The sequence below is a fragment of the Streptomyces sp. NPDC021224 genome, assembly GCF_044332905.1.
In the GTDB taxonomy this organism is placed as follows: Bacteria; Actinomycetota; Actinomycetes; order Streptomycetales; family Streptomycetaceae; genus Actinacidiphila.
This window is the reverse complement of record NZ_JBIRPW010000013.1, coordinates 1-18,415: the sequence shown is the minus strand read 5'-3', so window position 1 is coordinate 18,415 and position 18,415 is coordinate 1. Positions and strand designations below refer to the sequence as shown.

Sequence of the window (18,415 nt, the reverse complement as noted above, 5' to 3'; positions counted from 1 at the left end):
CGGTCTTCCCCGTACGCCGCCGCGCACCGCCCGCGTCCGCCGACCGCGCTCGTAGACTCGGAAGGGAGCACACGAAGGAGGTGACGGGCCATGCGCAAGGTCGCCGACTGCCGTGACTACCCGAGCGAGAGCAACTGCACCCTGACGATCTCCGGTGAGGAGGACGAGGTGCTGCGCGCGGCCGCCGAGCATGCCGTGTCCGTGCACGGTCACACCGACTCGCCCGAATTCCGCGAGCAGCTGCGTTCCGTGCTCAAGGACGAGGTCCCGCAGCACGCCTGAGCCCCCCCGGCGGGGGGCTCGGCCCCGCTCATCCGGTGGGCAGCCAGCCCACCTTGCCCGCGAGCAGGGCGTATCCGACGAAGGCCACGGTGTCGATGAGGGCGTGCGCCGCGACCAGCGGGCCGACCCTGCCCCACCGGCGGTAGAGCAGCACGAAGACCACGCCCATCGCCATGTTTCCGACGAAGCCGCCGATGCCCTGGTAGAGGTGGTACGAGCCGCGCAGCACGGCGCTGGCGGCGAGCGCGGCCATCGGCGTCCGGCCGAGCCGGTCGAGCCTGCGCAGCAGGTAGCCGACCACGATGACCTCTTCCAGCACCGCGTTCTGCACCGCCGACAGCACCAGCACCGGGATCTTCCACCACACGTCGGGCAGCGACTCCGGCACCACCGTGAGGTTGAAACCGGCCCCCCGGGCGCCGAGGTAGAAGGCCAGCCCGGTGCCGCCGATGACCGCGGCGACCACCGCGCCCCGGGCCACGTCGAGGCGGGGACGGGTCAGGTCGAAGCCGATGGAGCGCATCCCGGCGCGTTCGCGTCCCAGCAGGTGTGCGACCAGTGCGACCGGTGCGAGGGCGGCGGCGATGTAGAAGAGCTGCCAGGCGAGGTCGAGCCAGGGGCGGTGCGGCGCGTAGGAGCCGACCAGGGTCGCGGCCTGGTCCTTGAGCGCGCCCGGCCGGGTCACCGAGCCGATGAAGTCGATGAGGGCGGACACCCCGCTGGCGCCGAGCGAGAGCGCGAGGACGATGAGCATCTCGCTGCGCAGCGTGCGGTCCGGGAGTTCCGGTTCCGCCGTCTGGTCCGCCGGGCGGGGCTGTGTGTGCATGCGGGTCCTCCAGCGGCGCGGGTGTCTGAAGGACAAGATACGAAGATCGCGCCTGCCGCCGCCCCGCCACCCCCGGTCCGGAGCCGCCGTGTCCGGTCACGGGCCCGTCGGCGGGTTTGTCGGCAGGCCCGGGCGCAGACCTGGGCGCAGACCTGGGCGGCGGGTGCGGGATCAGACCGCGGCCCACTCGTGGACCGGCCGGCCCTCCGCCGAGTTCCCCCGGTAGCGCCGGGTCATCCCGGCCAGCGCCGCCATGCGGTCCGGGCCGCGTTCCAGCAGCCGGTGGAAGGACTCGCACTGCCACTCCGCGCCGTTGGTCCGCAGCCGGCAGCGCTGCTCGATGATGCCGAGGTAGCGGTCCCGGTCGGCCGGTTCAATGCCCCACGCGTCCAGCCCGGAGGCCGCGAGCGGCAGCAGTTCGTCGCGGATCAGCTCGGCGGCCGGGATCTCGGTGAGACCGCCGCCGCGGCCGCGCGGCCAGTGCATGACGGCGTGGATGCCGTCCTTGCAGCCCGCGTCGAAGTTGGCGGCCGCGACGCGGAAGGGCAGCCGCTGCCACACCGGGCGCGGCGCGTCGGCCAGCGCGCGCACCAGCCCGTAGTAGAAGGCGGCGTTGGCGAGCACGTCGGCGACGGTGGGCCCGGCGGGCAGTACCCGGTTCTCGACCCGCAGGTGCGGCACACCGTCGACGACCGCGTAGACCGGGCGGTTCCAGCGGTAGATGGTGCCGTTGTGCAGGGTGAGTTCGCGCAGCTGCGGCACTCCCCCGTCGTCAAGCACGCTCAGCGGGTTCTCGTCGTCGCAGATGGGCAGCAGCGCCGGGAAGTAGCGGACGTTCTCGGCGAAGAGGTCGAGCGGGGAGTCGATCCAGCGCTCGCCGAACCACGTCAGCGGGCGCACGCCCTGGGCGCGCAGCTCCTGCGGGCGGGTGTCGGTGGACTGCTGGAAGAGCAGCGGGCGGGTCTCGCGCCACAGCTCGCGGCCGAAGAGGAAGGGCGAGTTGGCTCCGGCGGCGACCTGCGGGCCGCACACCGCCTGCGCCGCGTTCCACACCGCCGCGAAGCGTCCGGGCGTGACCTGGAGGTGCATCTGCGTGGAGGTGCAGGCCGCTTCGGGGGCGATGGACTGCGAGGCGTGCTCCAGGTGCTCGACGCCGTCGATGTCGAGGGTGATGTCCTCGCCGCGCATGGCCAGGATGCGGTCGTTGAGCAGCATGAAGCGGTCGGCCCGCGACAGGTTGGCGGTGACCAGGTCGTCGGCCCGCAGGGTGGGCAGAATTCCCACCATGACGATGCGGGCGCCGACGTCGGAGGCCATCCGGTCGGCATACGACAGGCCGGTGCGCAGTTCCTCGGCGAGCCGGTCGAAGACCGGCCCGGAAAGCCGGTGCGGGGCAATGTTCACCTCAATGTTGAACTGCGCGAGCTCGGTCTGGAAATCACGGCTCGCGATGCGCTCCAGCACCTCTTCGTTCATCATGCGGGGCAGTCCCGTGGAATCCGCGAGATTCAATTCGATCTCCAGGCCCATGAGATTGCGCGGCCGGTCGAATCGCTTGCCCTCCAGCAGCCGCTCGAGCCCCAGCAGACACTGCTGGAGCTTGTGCCGGTAGCGCCCGCGGTCGGCCGGTTCGAAGCCGCTGGCGACGACCTTCTCACCCATCGGTGATCCCTCCCTCCCGTGGCCGCCCCCCGGCCATCCATCGGAGGATGCCCACCCAAATGATCGAATAACGCCACGCCGGGCGGGCCGCGCACGCTAGGCTTGCACTAGCAGCGAAGCGCGCACTTTCCGCTGGCACATTCAGTTGCCACCGGAGGCGTGCAAGCGCGGGAAATGACCGTCGGGATCCGGCCGTCCGTGGCGCGCAGAAATATGCAGCGCCCTCCTCGTACGCTGCGGGAATGCCGTCGACACGCCCGGCGAGGAAGGCGAATTATCGCCTTGCGCGTAATACTGGCATCGACTAGATGAAACATGGAGCGAACACACGTCGTATAAACTCCGCGAACAAGGCAATGCATCCGCCGTCGCCGGACGTGCCTGAGCAGGTCTCCCGCAGAGCATCGAACCGACCGTGCCGTCCGCGCCCGCCCTCCCCGCACCACGTGTCTCCCAGTGAGAGGCGACAACCATGCCGCTGCTTGTTCCCCCAGCTCCTGCCCCAGCCCTGCTGAGCGTGCTCGCCGCGCTCAGTTCGCCCACCGCCGTCCTTGAGGCCAGGACGCCGGCGCTGCGCACCGCAGAAGGGCCGCTGGCCGCCGAACACCCGCTGCCCGTCCACGTGTTCGAGCCGGCAGCCGTTCCCGGAGCGCTGCCGCAGGCGCGGCTGACGGGCTGGCGGTTCCATATCAGGGCAGGTGCCCGGGTCGCCGCGGCGGGCGAGACCGTGCTGACCCCGGACGGCTGGGTGTTCTCGCGGTTCTCGGAGGGGCCGTTCCTGGTGTCGATCGAGCGGGCGCTGGTCCAGGCCGAGGCGCTGCCGGCGACGTACCAGCCGCATCTGCTGTCGGTACCGGGCCTTTACATGCTCGCGCTGTGGCTGCACCGCGACCCGCGGGCGGAGGCGGCCACCGCGCAGCCCGACCCGGACGACCTGCTGGTGCCGCTGGCACCCGCGCCGCCGGGCATCGCGGCCTACCGGGTGTACCGGATGACGGAGCTGGCGCCGGTGCTGCGCATGCGCCTGGCGCCACCGCCGCTGGCGGGATCCCCGGCCTGACGCCGCGGTCCGGAGCAGCAAGGGTGCCCCCGGTCGGGTCGGCCGGGGGCACCGTCGTGCGGCCTTCCCTGCCCTGCCATTGACACTGGGTGACGGCAACCGCCCGCCCGGGTGACGCGTCTTCTCCGGAAAGCATCGCCTCGGCGAAATCCCTGCGGATTGCCGCCAGGAGGACAACACTGGGATCGGCCTCACGCACACACGGGGGGACGCAGATGCACCAGGCAGACCGCACGACCGACCGCACCACTGACCACACGCAGCGAAAGACTCGATCCATGTGCCAGCACCAACCGCAGTGCCCTTCCGCCGACGGCCCCGACCGTGAGGCGGCCCTCACCGTGGCCCACCACCCGGAGCAGGGCTGGAGCCTGCTGTGCAACGGTGTGCTGCTCTTCGAGGACACCGGGGAGCTGCTGCCCGACGGGCAGATCATCGCCCCGCACCGCCCGCTCGGCAGCGAGCAGGTCACGACGGCGGCCTGACCGGCGCAGCCGCCGCCGTCACCGGCGGGCCCGCGCCATCGCCCGACACCCGGCCGGTTCCCCTGTCGCCAAGGGAACCGGCTTTGCCACGTCCGCCCGCGCCGGGCGTCGTGGCGTCAGGTGTCCGGCGTCAGGTGTCCGGCGTCAGGTGTCAGGTGTCAGGCGTCGTAGGCGTCCAGCGGCGGGCAGGAGCAGACCAGGTTGCGGTCGCCGTAGGCCCCGTCGATCCGGCGCACCGGCGGCCAGTACTTGTCCGCCGCCCGCACGCCCGCCGGGAAGACGGCCTCCTGCCGGGTGTACGGGTGCTCCCAGTCGCCGCCGAGAGCGGCCGCGGTGTGCGGGGCGTTGCGCAGCGGGTTGTCGTCCGCGGGCCACTTCCCGTCGGCGACCTTGTCGACCTCGGCGCGGATCGCGATCATCGCGTCGCAGAAGCGCTCCAGTTCCGCCAGGTCCTCGCTCTCGGTCGGCTCGATCATCAGCGTGCCGGCGACCGGGAAGGACATGGTCGGCGCGTGGAAGCCGTAGTCGATCAGCCGCTTGGCGATGTCGTCGACGGTGACGCCGGTCTCCTTGGTCAGCGGCCGCAGGTCGACGATGCACTCGTGGGCGACCAGACCCGCGGGGCCGGTGTAGAGCACCGGGTAGTGCGGCTCCAGGCGCTTGGCGACGTAATTGGCGCTGAGCACCGCCTGCTGGGTCGCCTCGCGCAGCCCGTCGGCGCCCATGAGCCGCACGTAGGTCCAGGAGATGGGCAGGATCCCGGCGGAGCCCCACGGCGCCGCGCTGATCGGGCCGACGCCGGTAGCGGGCCCGGCGGCCGGCTGGAGCGGGTGGTTGGGCAGGTAGGGCGCCAGGTGCGCGCGGACCGCGACCGGGCCGACGCCGGGGCCGCCGCCGCCGTGCGGGATGCAGAAGGTCTTGTGCAGGTTCAGGTGCGACACGTCGGCGCCGAAGCGCCCGGGGCGGGCGAGGCCGACGAGCGCGTTGAGGTTCGCGCCGTCCACGTAGACCTGGCCGCCCGCGTCGTGCACGGCGGCGCAGATGTCGGTGATGTTGTCCTCGAAGACGCCGTGTGTGGAGGGGTAGGTGACCATGAGCACCGCCAGCTGCTCGCGGTGCTGCTCGATCTTGGCGCGCAGGTCGGCCACGTCCACGTCGCCGTCCTGACCGGTCTTCACCACGACGACCTTCATGCCCGCCATGACCGCGCTGGCGGCGTTGGTGCCGTGCGCCGAGGACGGGATGAGGCAGACCGTACGGCCGGTGTCGCCGTTGGCCCGGTGGTAGGCGCGCACCGCGAGCAGCCCGGCCAGCTCGCCCTGCGACCCGGCGTTCGGCTGGAGGCTCACCTTGTCGTAGCCGGTGACCTCGGCGAGCTGCTCCTCCAGGCCGCGGATCAGCGCCAGGTAGCCCTCGGCCTGCTCGGCGGGCGCGAAGGGGTGCAGCGCGCCGAACTCCGGCCAGGTGACGGGTTCCATCTCGGTGGTCGCGTTGAGCTTCATCGTGCACGAGCCCAGCGGGATCATGCCGCGGTCCAGCGCGTAGTCGCGGTCGGCGAGCCGCCGCAGGTAGCGCAGCATGGCGGTCTCGCTGCGGTGCTGGTGGAAGACCGGGTGCGTCAGGTACGGCTCGCTGCGGGCGAGCCCTGCGGGCAGCGCGTCCGGTGCGGTGGCGTCCAGCTCCTCGATGTCGGCGGTGCCGCCGAAGACGGCGAGCACGGCGGCGACCTGGGAGCGGGTGGTGGTCTCGTCGCACGCGATGCCGACCAGGTCGGCGTCGGTCTGCCGCAGGTTGACCCCGGCGTCGCGGGCGGCGGCGACCAGTTCGGCGGCCCGGCCGGGCACGCGCACGGTGAGCGTGTCGAAGTACGCCCCGTGCACGACCTCGGCGCCGGCCGCGCGCAGCCCCTCGGCGAGGACGGCCGCGTAGCGGTGCGTGCGGCGGGCGATCCGCTCCAGGCCTTCGGGGCCGTGGTAGACGGCGTACATCCCGGCCATCACGGCGAGCAGCACCTGGGCGGTGCAGATGTTGCTCGTCGCCTTCTCCCGGCGGATGTGCTGCTCGCGGGTCTGCAGGGCGAGGCGGTAGGCGGTGTCGCCGTCGGCGTCGACGGACACACCGACGAGGCGGCCGGGCAGGTTGCGGGCGTAGGACTCGCGCACCGCCATGTAGCCGGCGTGCGGGCCGCCGAAGCCCATGGGGACGCCGAAGCGCTGGGTGGTGCCGACCGCGATGTCCGCGCCGAGCGCGCCGGGCGAGGCCAGGACGGTCAGCGCCAGCAGGTCGGCGGCGACGGTCACGACCGCGCCGAGGCCGTGCGCCTGCTCGATGACCGGCCGCAGGTCACGGACGGCGCCGGAGGCCCCGGGGTACTGGAGCAGGACGCCGAAGACGCCGCGTTCGGCCACGTCGGCGGGGATGCCGTCGCTGAGGTCGGCGACGACGACCTCGACACCGGTGGGCTCGGCGCGGGTGCCGATGACGGCGGTGGTCTGCGGGAAGGTGTCGGCGTCGACCAGGAAGACGCCCTCCTTGACCTTCCCGACCCGGCGGGACAGCGCCATCGCCTCGGCCGCCGCGGTGCCCTCGTCGAGCAGCGAAGCGCCGGAGGTGGGCAGCCCGGTGAGGTCGGCGACCATCGTCTGGAAGTTGATCAGCGCCTCCAGCCGGCCCTGCGAGATCTCCGGCTGGTAGGGGGTGTAGGCGGTGTACCAGGCCGGGTTCTCCATGACGTTGCGCAGGATCACCGGCGGGGTGAAGGTGCCGTAGTAGCCGAGGCCGATCATCGGTGCGAGCACCTGGTTGCGCGCCGCCAGCGCGCGCAGTTCGGCCAGCGCCTCGGCCTCGGTGCGCGCGGGCGGCAGCGCGAGGGCCGCCGCGCTCTGGATGGTGCCCGGTACGGCCGCGTCCGTCAGCTCGTCCAGCGAGCTGTAGCCCACCTGGGCGAGCATCTTGGCCTGCGCGGCGGTGTCGGGGCCGATGTGCCGGCGGGCGAAGGGCAGCCCTGCTTCCAGCTCGGCGAGCGGAAGGCGGCGTGCGGTCGGATCAGTCATCTGCGGAGGCCTCCTGGTCTGCGACGACCTTCGGGGGCGCCCGGCACGGGCGCCCGTACGGCCTCCCCCTCTGTCATCAGTACCTGAGAGCTTCGCCTTACCCGCGCGCGGGCAGGCTTTCACCTTCGGTGAAGATCCGTGACCCGAACGGCGCTGCTCGGGGCGGATCCTGCTTTCCAGAGTGACCTCGCCCCTGCGGTACGGGTGCCTGAGAGATTCCGGGGAGGATTTGCTCCTTCGGCGCCCCCGGTCTGCCGCTGTGGCAGGTGTCCGGAGGACTCTCCCGCATGGGGTCTACAGCCTGCGTCCAGCCTACCAGCGGGATCTGCCCGCGAACCGCCCGGAGATTCGGGTCGACAGCGTCCGTGATGTGGCTTTTGGTGGTAACCAGCAGGTGTCGCTGTTGCTGGGATGCTGGTTGGAGGACCCGTGCAGACCGATATCGATCCGCGAAGCCTCATCGGCCGCCGCGCTGTCGACCGTGACGGTACGAAGATCGGCACGGTGGACGAGGTGTACCTCGACGACGCGACCGGCAGCCCGGAGTGGGCGGCGGTGCGCACCGGCTTCTTCACGCGTGACGCGTTCGTCCCGCTGGAGCCGAGCGAGCTGGTGGGCGAGGCGCTGCGGGTCCCGTACAAGAAGTCGCTGATCAGGGACGCGCCGGATTTCGGCGTCGGGCGGCATCTGTCGCCCGAGCAGGAGCTCCAGCTCTACCACCACTACGGCATGGACGTCCCCACCGAACCGTCGGGCGCCCCCGGCTCGCCCGGCTCCAACGGCACCGGCCCCCGCGACTTCGGCGACCTGCCCACCGGCGACCGCCGCCCGGACGACGCCGGCTGACCGCCCTCCGGTCCCGCGCGGCTCAGCCCGCGAGCAGCCCCCGGTCGGGCACGTGAGGGGCCAGCGCGAGCGGCTCGGCGTGGGCGAGCGCCGGGTCGTCCACCGCGAACGTACGCACCCGGCCCGGCACGGTGTCCGAGGGGACCTCGAAGCGTACGGTGACCCGGCCGACACCGCTGCCCTGCACCCAGCCGCGCCCCTCCACGGCGTGCTCGACGTCCTGACCGGGAAGCCAGCGGCTGCCGGGCGCGGGGTCGGGCGGCGGCGCGGCGGGCAGCTCCAGCGCGGCGGACGCGCCCGGCGGGGGCACCGCGGGACCCGCCGCGGACAGGGCCTCCCGCACCCGGTCCTCGGCCTCGTGGGCGGCCTGGGCGAACAGGTCCTCCTGCGTGAAGTCGGCCAGCCCGGACACCCCCACACCGAGCAGCCGGACCCCGCCGGTGGTGTCGACGGCCTCGACCAGGCGGCGTGCGGTCTCCCGGACGACGGCCGGGTCGTCGGTGGGCGCCCGCAGCGTCTCGGACCGGGTGAGCGTCGAGAAGTCGTACCGCCGGATCTTCACCACGACCGTCCGCCCGGAGCGGCCCGCACCGCGCAGCCGCTGCACGCAGCGCTCCGCGAGCCGGTCGATCTCGTACCGCACCCGGGCCCGGTCGGTGAGGTCGGTGTCGAAGGTGTCCTCCACGGAGATCGACTTCACGTCCCGGTCGGCGACCACCGGGCGGTTGTCCAGCCCCGCGGCCATGGCGTGCAGCGAGGTGCCGTGCGCCTTGCCGAGCAGCCGCACCAGCTCGGGCTCCCCGGCCTGCACGATCTCGGCGACGGTGAGGATGCCGGCCCGCCGCAGGTGCTCGGCGGTGGCGGGGCCGACGCCCCACAGGGTGCGCACCGGCAGCGGGTCGAGCAGCGCCCGCTCGGTGCCGGGCTCGACGACCACCAGGCCGTCCGGCTTGGCCTGCTCGGAAGCGATCTTGGCGAGCAGCTTGGAGCCCGCCAGGCCCACCGACGCCGTCAGGCCCGTGGCGGCCCGGATGTCGGCCCGCAGCCGCTCGGCGACCTCCCGGGGCGCCACGGCCCACTCCCCCGCCTCCAGGTCGACGAAGGCCTCGTCCAGGCTCAGTGGTTCGATCAGCGGGGACGCCGCGCCCAGCAGTTCCATCACGATGTCGCTGACCGCGCGGTAGAGGGTGAAGCGCGGCACCAGGTACGCGGCGTTGGGGCAGAGCCGGCGGGCGTGCGCGGTGGCCATCGCGGAGTGGACGCCGTGCACGCGGGCCTCGTAGGACGCGGTCGCGACCACGCCGCGGGGACCGAGGCCGCCGACCACCACAGGCTTGCCCCGCAGGCTCGGCTTGGAGGCCTGCTCAACCGCGGCGAAGAACGCGTCCATGTCCAGGTGCAGGATCGTCGGCGCACTTCTCACACCCTCGATCGTGCCCCATCCCACCGACAATGGCCGTACATGTGTACGGTACGGCGTCCGTGTCCTGCGGCGGACCGCCGCGGGACACCCGGCGCCGGGGTCAGACCGCCCGGTTGCGCCGCCGGGCCAGCTCGTCGGCGGGGTTGTGCCCCACCAGCGTCTCGCCGGTGTCCACCCGCTCGCCGTGCAGCTCGGACAGCGAACTCTCCACGTCCCGCCACACCACGCCGACGGCGATGCCGAAGACGCCCTGACCGCCCTGGAGCAGGTCGACGACCTCGGCGGGCGAAGTGCATTCGTACACGGTCGCGCCGTCGCTCATCAGCGTCATCCTGGCCAGTTCGGCCGGGCCGACGGAGCGCAGCTGGCGTACGGCCGTGCGGATGTTCTGCAGGGACACACCCGTGTCCAGCAGCCGTTTGACGATCTTGAGCACGACCACGTCACGGAAGCTGTAGAGCCGCTGGGTGCCCGAGCCGTAGGCCGGGCGGACGCTGGGCTCGACCAGGCCCGTACGCGCCCAGTAGTCCAGCTGGCGGTAGGTGATGCCCGCCGCCGCGCAGGCCGTGGGACCGCGGTAACCGACCAGCTCCGGTGCGGGCTCGGCCGCGGGCACGAGCCCCGGCTCGGCCGCGCGGGCCAGCGCCCCCCTGGCCGGATACGGGCCGCCGGTCGCCGAACCGTCGCCGGTGCTTCTCACGCCGCCCTCCGTCCTTCTCGTCCCCGACACCGCGCGCACGTGCCACGGGACTTTCCACTTCGACGTTAGGCAGTCACCAGGGGTGCGTCAACGATCGCCACACTCGGCACGCCGAGTGAAAGTCACCCCAGGAGTGGTTTGATGTGACCGGAGCCGGGAATTCCTCCCCGGATGGCCTCATGGTGACAACATTGCCCTGGCCACCGTCCCGGTTACCGCACGCACACGGCCGCCGCGGGAGACCCGCGACGGCCGCCGGCGGTCACTGGTTGCTGGTGCCGAAGTCCTCGGGCGAGATCTGGTCGAGGAACTCGCGGAATTTCTCCACCTCGTCCTCCTGCTCGTCCGGAATCGCGATCCCGGCGTCGTCCAGCACCCCGTCACTGCCGTAGATCGGCGTGCCGGTGCGCAGCGCGAGCGCTATGGCGTCGGACGGACGGGCGCTGACCTCGACACCGCTGGCGAAGACCAGCTCGGCGTAGAAGACGGCCTCCCGCAGGTCGGTGATGCGGACCTCGGTGAGCGTCTGCCCCACGGCTTCCAGCACGTCTTTGAACAGGTCGTGCGTCAGCGGTCGCGCAGGGGTCATGCCCTGCTGCGCGAAGGCGATGGCGGTGGCTTCGCCCGGCCCGATCCAGATGGGCAAATACCGGTCGCCTCCTACTTCACGCAGGAGCACGATCGGTTGATTGGAGGGCATTTCCACCCGGACACCCACAACATCGAGCTCTTTCACACGTCAACCCTAGGACGTCCCCAGCCGGTTTGGGTAGTCGGGCACGGCCGGGGCCGCCGTCCGGTTCGTACCCGGCGGCGGGAACGCCCGGTCAGCGCAGCCGCAGCCGCAAGGCCGAGCGCAGCATCGCGGCGTGCAGCCGAGCCGACAGTTCGGCCAGCTCCTCCGCGGTCGCCTCGGCGTGTCGCCGGGTCTGCGGGTTGCGGTGTCGGCGCAGCGGCGCCACGAGCTGCTCCACCAGTCCCGCCTCGCGGTCCGCGGCGGCCTTGACCGCCCGCAGATGCCGCGGTTCCAGCCCGTAGCGGCCCAGGTCGGCGATGAGCCGCCCGATCGTGACCGCCTCGGCCTCGTAGCCGCCGTCGCCGGTGGCCGCGACCAGCCCGTAGGACTCCCACTGGGCCAGCTCCGCCTCGCCGGCCCCGGTGGCGGCCAGGAAGTCCTCGCGGCACAGCCGCGGCCCGTGTACGGCCGCCAGGGGCTCCCCGTCGCCCGCGGGGGCCTCCGGGGCGGCCTCGGCGGCGAGCGCCGGCAGGACCGGCTGCTCGCCGCGGTCGAGGCCCTCCAGATGTTCCTTGATCACCCGCAGCGGCAGGTAGTGGTCGCGCTGCACCCGCAGCACGTACGCGAGCCGCTGGACGTCGTCCGCGGCGAACTTGCGGTAACCCGACGGGGTGCGCCGCGGCTCGACCAGGCCCTCGGCCTCCAGGAAGCGGATCTTGGAGATCGTGACCTCGGGGAACTCCTCCTGGAGCTGCCCCAGCACGGCACCGATGCTCAGCAGTGCGCCGTCCGTGGCGGCGGTGCCGTCTCCGGCACCGCCCGTCGTTCGCGGCATGCGCACCCTTCCTGCACGGGAGCGGGGGTCGGCTGGGGCTGCCGCGGTCAGTAGCCCCGCTGGCTGGCGTAGAAGACCAGCCGGTACTTCCCGATCTGGACCTCGTCCCCGTTGGACAGCAGCACCGCGTCGATCCGCTCCCGGTTGACGTAGGTGCCGTTGAGGCTGCCCACGTCGGAGACGGTGAACAGGCCGTCGGCACCGCGGCGGAACTCCACGTGCCGCCGGGAGACCGTCACGTCGTCCAGGAAGATGTCGCTCTGCGGGTGGCGTCCCGCGGTGGTCAGCTCGCCGTCCAGCAGGAAGCGGCTGCCGGAGTTCGGCCCGCGGCGCACCACGAGCAGCGCCGAGCCGGGCGGCAGCGCCTCCACGGCGGCCTGCGCCTCGGGAGACAGCGACGGCGAGAGGATCTGGCCGGTGGCCTCCGCCTCGTACGCCTCGATCCCGGAGATGGAGATCGTGGACGTCGTCTCGGACGCGCTCTGGTAGCCGGGCCCGCTCCCCGGGCGCAGCGGGGCGCCGCAGTTGGAGCAGAAACGGGCCGCTTCCGTGTTCGTGAAACCGCACCTGCCGCAGACCGGCAAACCGAACCCTCCACCCGTGGTCGAGGCCGCTGGTTCCCCGGAACCTATGCGAGCGGCGGGAGCGGGGTCAACAGACGCCACGCCGGGCGCGCCGGACGGTCCACCGCGGCCCTGGCCGTCGTTGCGGAACAGCGGGCGTTCGTCGGACTGCTCGTCCGCCGGACCACGCCGGGCGCGGTGCCGTGCCGTCGCCGGGTCGGCCGACTGCCGAGCGCTCTTGCCGAACAACTTCCCAAACAGCTTCACGGGCGATTCCCCTCGAAAGACGCAGACCCGCCCGTAAGGCAGGACGAACTCTCACTACACACAGTTTCCACCACACACCAACTCAGCGACGCCCCGACCCCCCGCCTCACCGGGATGACGACCGAGCGTAGTCAGGCTGCTTCGATGGCCGCAAGGCGTCCACGACGATCTTCTGCGACCGCACCACATCTGCCGTGGCCTGCTCCTTCTCCAGTGTCTGCACCACCCCGCCGGGGATGTTGAGGGCCGGTTCGAGATCCTGCGGGTTGCCGATCACCGTGAAGACGTACGGCTGGGTGACCTTGTGCCCGTCGATCAGCACACCGTCGGAGCCGTCGGTGAAGTACGTGTCGGCCACGACCCGCACGGAGTTGATCTGGATGGCCTCCGCACCCGCCGCCCGCAGCTCCTGCAACGTGTCCAGCAGCGAGTCCGCCTCGACGCTGCCGTGCGGGTCTTTGACGGTCAGCGTGATGCCGGGGCCCTCGGCGGCGACCGTACCCGCCAGGATCCCGAGCTGCTGCTCCTTCTGCCGGGTCTGCTTGAGCGCCTCGGCGGCCTGGTCCGAGCTGGACTGGAGCTGGGAGCGCTGCGTCTCCAGGCCCCGCTTCTCGTCCTCCAGCCGCTGCGTACGGTTGTCGACCTCGGTGAGGATGCGCACCAGGTCCTCCTGGCGGGCGCCGCGCAGGGTGCCGCCGTTGTCGCTGGTGGTGTTCACCTGGATGGCCAGGCCGAGGCCCAGCACGAAGAGCAGCACGGCGACCGTCAGCTGCGCGCGGGAGGCCCGCGGCGGCCACAGCCCGGCCACCAGCCGCTGCCGTCCTGTGAGCTTCTCCTGCGGCTCCTGAGGGCCTTCTGCGCCCTCCGGCGCCGTGCCGTCCGGTACCGGGTCCCCGTGCGCGTCCGCACCGTCGCGTCGCGCCTCCGGGCGGTGCGCGTCGGCGCCGTCGTCCGGGGCGTGCTCGTCGTACTGGTCGCTCATGCCGCGGTCACGCCCGGAAGACGTGCCGGCGGATGGCGGCGGCGTTGGAGAAGATCCGGATGCCCAGGACGACGACCACCCCGGTGGACAGCTGGGCGCCGACGCCCAGCTTGTCGCCGAGGAAGACGATGAGCGCCGCCACGACCACGTTGGACAGGAACGAGACCACGAAGACCTTGTCGTCGAAGATTCCGTCGAGCATCGCCCGCAGGCCGCCGAAGACGGCGTCGAGGGCCGCGACGACCGCGATGGGCAGATAGGGCTCCACCCCGGTGGGCACCACGGGACGCACCACGAGTCCCACCACGATGCCCACGACGAGGCCCAGTACGGCGATCACGACGAACCCTTCCCTGTTGCGCCGGTGTCCGGCGGCCCGCTGCTGCCCGCGACCGGCCGGGCGTACCGCACGATGAGGCTGGGTGCGGCGGCCAGGCGGACGTCCTTCTGTACGGTGACGCTCGCCCGGATCCCGTAGTTCTGCTCCAGCACGTGCAGGTACTGACCGTCCGCACTGTCCTGGAACGCCGTGCTCAGCTTCTCCCCGTCACCGATCGCCAGCACCGTGTACGGCGGAACCAGCGGTCTGTTGTCGACCAGTATGGCGTCTCCGGCAGCCCGGATGGCCGACAGTGCCGTCAGCCGCTGCCCGTTGACGGAGATCGCCTCCGCGCCGGACGCCCACAGGCCGTTCACCACGCGCTGCATGTCGCGGTCGCGGACACGCCCGGTGTCGGAGAAGCCGTTGCTCTCCCGAGGGCCGCCGGAATCCCCCGTGGAGGCCTCCTTGGCGTCGTCCACGACGAGCCTGACGCCGGGCCCGTGCACCGGCGTCGCGCCCGCGAGCACCTCCAGCAGCTCCTCGCGGCCGTCGCCCTGGTCCTTCAGGGCCGCGCGCTGCTCGGCCGACACCGTGTCGCGCAGGCCGTCGACGTCCTTCTGCAGCGCGTCGGCCTTCCCCGTCTGCGTCTGCACCCGGTCGATGAGCTTCTGCCGCTCCTTGGCCTCGGTGGGCGCCGCGCGGTGCGCCTGGGCCGCCCCCACCGTGATCACGACCGCGGCGAGCAGCAGCCCGCCGGCCAGGCCGAGCCGCCCGGCGAGCGAGGTGGGCAGCCGCGAGCTGCCGGTCCGCCCGCGGCGGGCAGCCGCCTCCGCGTAGCCGTCGTCGAGGGCGTGCTCCATGACGTTGGTGAGCAGGAACATGGAGGCGTCGGGACGCCGCCGGTCGGACCGGGGCGCGGAGCTGCTCCGATCGGGTTGCGGCTGCGGCATGCCGCACATCGTCGCATGGCGTGACCGCTGCACTCGAACGGCCCCCTCGCGGCGCGCCGTTCAGGACGGACGCGCCGCGAGCGGGACCACCGCGCGCTACTGCCCCGCGCTCTCCACGATCTGCGACCACTCGTCCAGCAGTGCCTGCGCGGACGCGTCGTCCGGGCCCTCGGCCCACAGGTGCGTGACCGCCTCGGCCGGGTCGGGCAGCACCATGATCCACCGCCCGTCGGACTCCACGACCCGCACACCGTCGGTGGTGTCCACCGACCGGTCGCCCGCCTCCTCGACGACCCGCCGCATGACCGAGCCCTTGACCGCCCAGCCGGTCGGCACGTCCCGCTTGAGCACGTGCGCCTGCGGGATACGGGCGTCGATCTGGCTGAGGGTGAGCTGGGTACGCGCCACCAGGCCGATGAGCCGCACGAAGGCCGCGGACCCGTCGAAGACACTGCTGAACTCGGGCACGATGAAACCGCCGCCGGCGTCGCCGCCGAAGATCGTGCCCTCCTCGCGGGCCACCCGCGTCAGGTCCTCCGGGGACGTCGTCGTCCACGTGACCTGCGTGCCGTGGTAGGCCGCGACCTGCTCGGCGATCCGGGTCGTGGTGACCGGAAGCGCCACCCGGCCGCTGCGCCGCTCGGCCGCCACCAGGTCCAGCAGCACCAGCAGGGCCCGGTGGTCCTCGACGATCCGCCCGCGCTCGTCCACCAGCGACAGCCGCTCGCCGACCGGGTCGAAGCGCACACCGAAGGCGGCCCGCGCCGACGACACGATCTCCCCGAGCCGTACGAGGCCGGCCCGGCGGGTCTCCTCGGTCTCGGTGGGGCGTGCCTCGTCGAGGCCCGGGTTGACCATCAGCGAGTCCACGCCGAGCCGGCCGAGCAGCGACGGCAGGACGAGGCCGGCGCTGCCGTTGGCGGCGTCCACCACGACCTTCAGGCCCGACTCCGCGATGCCGGAGGTGTCCACGGCACGCAGCAGCGCGCCGGTGTAGGAGTCGAAGACCGTCGACGGGAAGCGCAGGTCGCCGATCTCGCCGGGGAAGGCCCGGCGGTACTCCTGGCGGGCGAAGACCCGGTCCAGCTTGCGCTGGCCCGCGGCGGACAGGTCGGCGCCGCGCTCGTCGAAGAACATGATGTCGAGCGAGTCCGGCCGCCCCGGTGAGGTGCGGATCATGATGCCGCCGGCGCTGCCGCGGGCCGTCTGCTGGCGCGCGACGGGCATCGGCACGTTCTCCAGGTCGCGTACCTCGATCGCGCTCGCCTGGAGCGCCGAGATGACCGCCCGTTTGAGTGCACGCGCACCACGGGAGTGGTCACGCGCAGTGGTGACGGTCGCGCCCTTCTTGAGCGTCGTCGCGTACGCCCCGGCCAGCCGCACGGCCAGCTCGGGCGTGATCTCGACGTTGAGGATGCCGGACACGCCGCGGGCGCCGAACAGGTGCGCCTGACCGCGCGACTCCCAGATGACCGAGGTGTTGACGAAGGCGCCGGCCTCGATCGTCTTGAAGGGGTAGACGCGGACATTGCCCGAGAGAATCGATTCCTCGCCGATGAGGCACTCGTCGCCGATCACCGCGCCCTCGTCGATCCGGGCGGCACGCATGACGTCGGTGTTCCTGCCGATGACACAGCCGCGCAGGTTCGTCTGCGGGCCGACGTACACGTTGTCGTGCACCACCGCCTTGTGCACGAAGGCGCCGGTCTTCACGACGACGTTGGAGCCGATGACGCTGTGCTCGCGGATCTCCGCGCCGGCCTCGACCTTCGCGTAGTCGCCGATGTAGAGCGGCCCGCGCAGGACGGCGTCGGGGTGCACCTCGGCGCCCTCGGCCACCCATACGCCGGGCGAGATCTCGAAGCCGTCGATGTCGACGTCGACCTTGCCCTCCAGGACGTCCGCCTGGGCCTTCACATAGCTCTCGTGGGTGCCGACGTCCTCCCAGTAGCCCTCGGCCACATAGCCGTAGATGGGCTTGCCTTCCTTCATCAACTGCGGGAAGACGTCACCCGACCAGTCGACAGGCACGTCGGCCTCGACGTAGTTGAAGACCTCTGGCTCCATGACGTAGATGCCGGTGTTCACCGTGTCGGAGAACACCTGGCCCCAGGTCGGCTTCTCCAGGAAGCGCTCGACGCGGCCCTCGTCGTCCACGATCGTGATGCCGAACTCCAGCGGGTTGGGCACCCGCGTGAGGCAGACGGTGACGAGACCGCCCTTCTGCTTGTGGAACGCGATGAGTTCACCGAGGTCGAAATCGGTGAGCGCGTCACCCGAGATCACCAGGAAGGAGTCGTCCTTGAGCGCGTCCTCGGCGTTCTTGACGCTGCCCGCTGTGCCGAGCGGCTTCTCCTCGTTCGCGTACGTCAGCTCCATCCCGAATTCCTCGCCGTCCCCGAAATAATTCTTCACCAGGGACGCGAGAAACTGGACGGTGACGACGGTCTCAGTGAGCCCGTGCCGTTTGAGCAGCGTCAGGACATGCTGCATGATCGGCCGATTCACCACTGGGAGCAGAGGTTTGGGCATGCTTGAGGTCATCGGACGAAGGCGGGTACCTTCGCCTCCGGCCATAACAACCGCTTTCATGTCGGAAAACATCCTCCTCGTGACGTCAGTCAGCCGTGGTGTCCGCCCTCACAAGCCGCCGGACCTGCACCACGTAGAGGATCCCTGCCCACCAGTACAGGGTTGTACCCCAACCTGTGAAAGCCCAGCCGAAAACAGCCGCCAGTGTCGCCAGCCATCCGCTGCCGTCGCTCAGCAGCAGCAGCGGAAAGGCGTACATGAGATTGAAGGTAGCCGCTTTCCCGATGAAGTTCACCTGGGGTGGGCCGTAGCGGTGTCTCCGCAGAATCAGGAGCATCACCGCCATCATCGCCTCACGCGCCAGTAGCAGCACGGTGACCCACAGCGGCAGGATGCCGCGCCAGGTGAGCCCGACGAGGGTCGACAGCACGTAGAGCCGGTCGGCGGCCGGGTCCAGGATCCGGCCGAGGCTGCTGATCTGGTTCCATCGCCGCGCCAGCTTGCCGTCGAGGTAGTCACTCACCCCGCTGAACGCCAGCACCAGGAGTGCCCACCCGTCAGCCTTGGGGCCGTCGAACTCGGGCCACAGAATCAGCCACAGGAACACCGGTACACCCACCAGGCGGGCCATACTGAGGATGTTCGGGATCGTGAAGATCCGATCCGTTTGCACCCGCGTCTCCTGGACCTCCACCAGGTCCCCTCCTGTGCCGTTCCATGTATGTACGTTTGCGCGCCGACTCTACCCCAGGCACAAAAAGAGCCTGGCCCCGGATCAGGGATCCGAGGCCAGGCCTCAATATTTGTTCGGCGGTGTCCTACTCTCCCACAGGGTCCCCCCTGCAGTACCATCGGCGCTGAAAGGCTTAGCTTCCGGGTTCGGAATGTAAC

At 71.6% G+C, this 18,415-nt stretch carries 17 protein-coding genes, 1 rRNA gene and 1 riboswitch; of the genes, 4 read left to right on the top strand and 14 right to left on the bottom strand.

Annotated elements, in window-relative coordinates; all coding sequences use genetic code 11:
- Positions 1-90: 90 nt before the first annotated feature.
- Complete coding sequence (locus ACH4PY_RS27200) at positions 91-282, top strand: DUF1059 domain-containing protein (protein ID WP_031518663.1); 192 nt, start codon at positions 91-93, stop codon at positions 280-282.
- A gap of 28 nt (positions 283-310) precedes the next feature.
- Here the strand turns inward: ACH4PY_RS27200 and ACH4PY_RS27195 are convergent, their stop codons facing one another.
- Together ACH4PY_RS27195 and ACH4PY_RS27190 are read right to left on the bottom strand one after the other, a co-directional pair.
- A complete protein-coding gene (locus ACH4PY_RS27195; protein ID WP_398188237.1) occupies positions 311-1,108 on the bottom strand; it encodes a CPBP family intramembrane glutamic endopeptidase in 798 nt (265 codons plus the stop codon).
- 171 nt (positions 1,109-1,279) lie between these two features.
- Positions 1,280-2,770, bottom strand: a complete 1,491-nt coding sequence (locus ACH4PY_RS27190; protein ID WP_398188234.1) for a glutamate--cysteine ligase — start codon at positions 2,768-2,770, stop codon at positions 1,280-1,282.
- Positions 2,771-3,242: 472 nt separating this feature from the next.
- Here ACH4PY_RS27190 and ACH4PY_RS27185 point away from each other — a divergent pair, with 472 nt between their 5' ends.
- Positions 3,243-3,830: a hypothetical protein gene (locus tag ACH4PY_RS27185; protein WP_398188231.1), complete on the top strand. Its 588-nt coding sequence runs from the start codon at positions 3,243-3,245 to the stop codon at positions 3,828-3,830.
- 278 nt (positions 3,831-4,108) lie between these two features.
- Positions 4,109-4,315 carry a DUF5999 family protein gene (locus tag ACH4PY_RS27180; RefSeq protein WP_398188228.1) on the top strand — a complete coding sequence of 69 codons (207 nt, stop codon included), beginning with the start codon at positions 4,109-4,111 and terminating at the stop codon, positions 4,313-4,315.
- A gap of 158 nt (positions 4,316-4,473) precedes the next feature.
- Here the strand turns inward: ACH4PY_RS27180 and gcvP are convergent, their stop codons facing one another.
- Positions 4,474-7,368 carry an aminomethyl-transferring glycine dehydrogenase gene (gcvP, locus tag ACH4PY_RS27175; RefSeq protein WP_398188225.1) on the bottom strand — a complete coding sequence of 965 codons (2,895 nt, stop codon included), beginning with the start codon at positions 7,366-7,368 and terminating at the stop codon, positions 4,474-4,476.
- Between the two features lie 186 nt (positions 7,369-7,554).
- Positions 7,555-7,664: riboswitch (glycine riboswitch) on the bottom strand.
- Between the two features lie 133 nt (positions 7,665-7,797).
- On the opposite strand from gcvP, the gene ACH4PY_RS27170 reads away from it, so the two are divergent.
- Complete coding sequence (locus tag ACH4PY_RS27170; protein WP_398188222.1) at positions 7,798-8,214, top strand: PRC-barrel domain-containing protein; 417 nt, start codon at positions 7,798-7,800, stop codon at positions 8,212-8,214.
- Between the two features lie 22 nt (positions 8,215-8,236).
- Here the strand turns inward: ACH4PY_RS27170 and ACH4PY_RS27165 are convergent, their stop codons facing one another.
- The 11 genes from ACH4PY_RS27165 to rrf form a co-directional block, all read right to left on the bottom strand.
- Positions 8,237-9,637 carry a DNA polymerase IV gene (locus tag ACH4PY_RS27165; protein WP_398188219.1) on the bottom strand — a complete coding sequence of 467 codons (1,401 nt, stop codon included), beginning with the start codon at positions 9,635-9,637 and terminating at the stop codon, positions 8,237-8,239.
- A gap of 100 nt (positions 9,638-9,737) precedes the next feature.
- The gene (locus ACH4PY_RS27160; protein WP_398188217.1) at positions 9,738-10,337 is read right to left on the bottom strand and encodes a MerR family transcriptional regulator; all 600 of its coding nucleotides are present in this window, start codon (positions 10,335-10,337) and stop codon (positions 9,738-9,740) included.
- 262 nt (positions 10,338-10,599) lie between these two features.
- Complete coding sequence (locus ACH4PY_RS27155) at positions 10,600-11,073, bottom strand: bifunctional nuclease family protein (RefSeq protein WP_398188214.1); 474 nt, start codon at positions 11,071-11,073, stop codon at positions 10,600-10,602.
- A 91-nt stretch (positions 11,074-11,164) separates the two neighbouring features.
- Positions 11,165-11,908, bottom strand: a complete 744-nt coding sequence (locus tag ACH4PY_RS27150) for a MerR family transcriptional regulator (RefSeq protein WP_398188211.1) — start codon at positions 11,906-11,908, stop codon at positions 11,165-11,167.
- A 47-nt stretch (positions 11,909-11,955) separates the two neighbouring features.
- Positions 11,956-12,780, bottom strand: coding sequence for an FHA domain-containing protein (locus tag ACH4PY_RS27145; protein ID WP_398188607.1), 825 nt, complete (start codon positions 12,778-12,780; stop codon positions 11,956-11,958).
- 64 nt (positions 12,781-12,844) lie between these two features.
- On the bottom strand, positions 12,845-13,720 hold the full coding sequence (locus ACH4PY_RS27140; RefSeq protein ID WP_398188208.1) for a DUF881 domain-containing protein: 876 nt from the start codon (positions 13,718-13,720) through the stop codon (positions 12,845-12,847).
- A gap of 7 nt (positions 13,721-13,727) precedes the next feature.
- The gene (locus tag ACH4PY_RS27135; RefSeq protein ID WP_031518694.1) at positions 13,728-14,060 is read right to left on the bottom strand and encodes a small basic family protein; all 333 of its coding nucleotides are present in this window, start codon (positions 14,058-14,060) and stop codon (positions 13,728-13,730) included.
- The gene (locus tag ACH4PY_RS27130; RefSeq protein WP_398188205.1) at positions 14,057-15,001 is read right to left on the bottom strand and encodes a DUF881 domain-containing protein; all 945 of its coding nucleotides are present in this window, start codon (positions 14,999-15,001) and stop codon (positions 14,057-14,059) included. The genes ACH4PY_RS27135 and ACH4PY_RS27130 overlap by 4 nt, the downstream gene beginning before the upstream one ends.
- Positions 15,002-15,088: 87 nt before the next feature.
- Positions 15,089-17,584 (bottom strand): sugar phosphate nucleotidyltransferase, encoded by a 2,496-nt coding sequence (locus tag ACH4PY_RS27125; protein ID WP_398188202.1) that lies wholly within the window; start codon positions 17,582-17,584, stop codon positions 15,089-15,091.
- Positions 17,585-17,609: 25 nt separating this feature from the next.
- Positions 17,610-18,218: a CDP-alcohol phosphatidyltransferase family protein gene (locus tag ACH4PY_RS27120; protein ID WP_167982576.1), complete on the bottom strand. Its 609-nt coding sequence runs from the start codon at positions 18,216-18,218 to the stop codon at positions 17,610-17,612.
- Positions 18,219-18,329: 111 nt separating this feature from the next.
- Positions 18,330-18,415 (bottom strand): 5S ribosomal RNA (gene rrf / locus ACH4PY_RS27115); the annotation flags it as partial.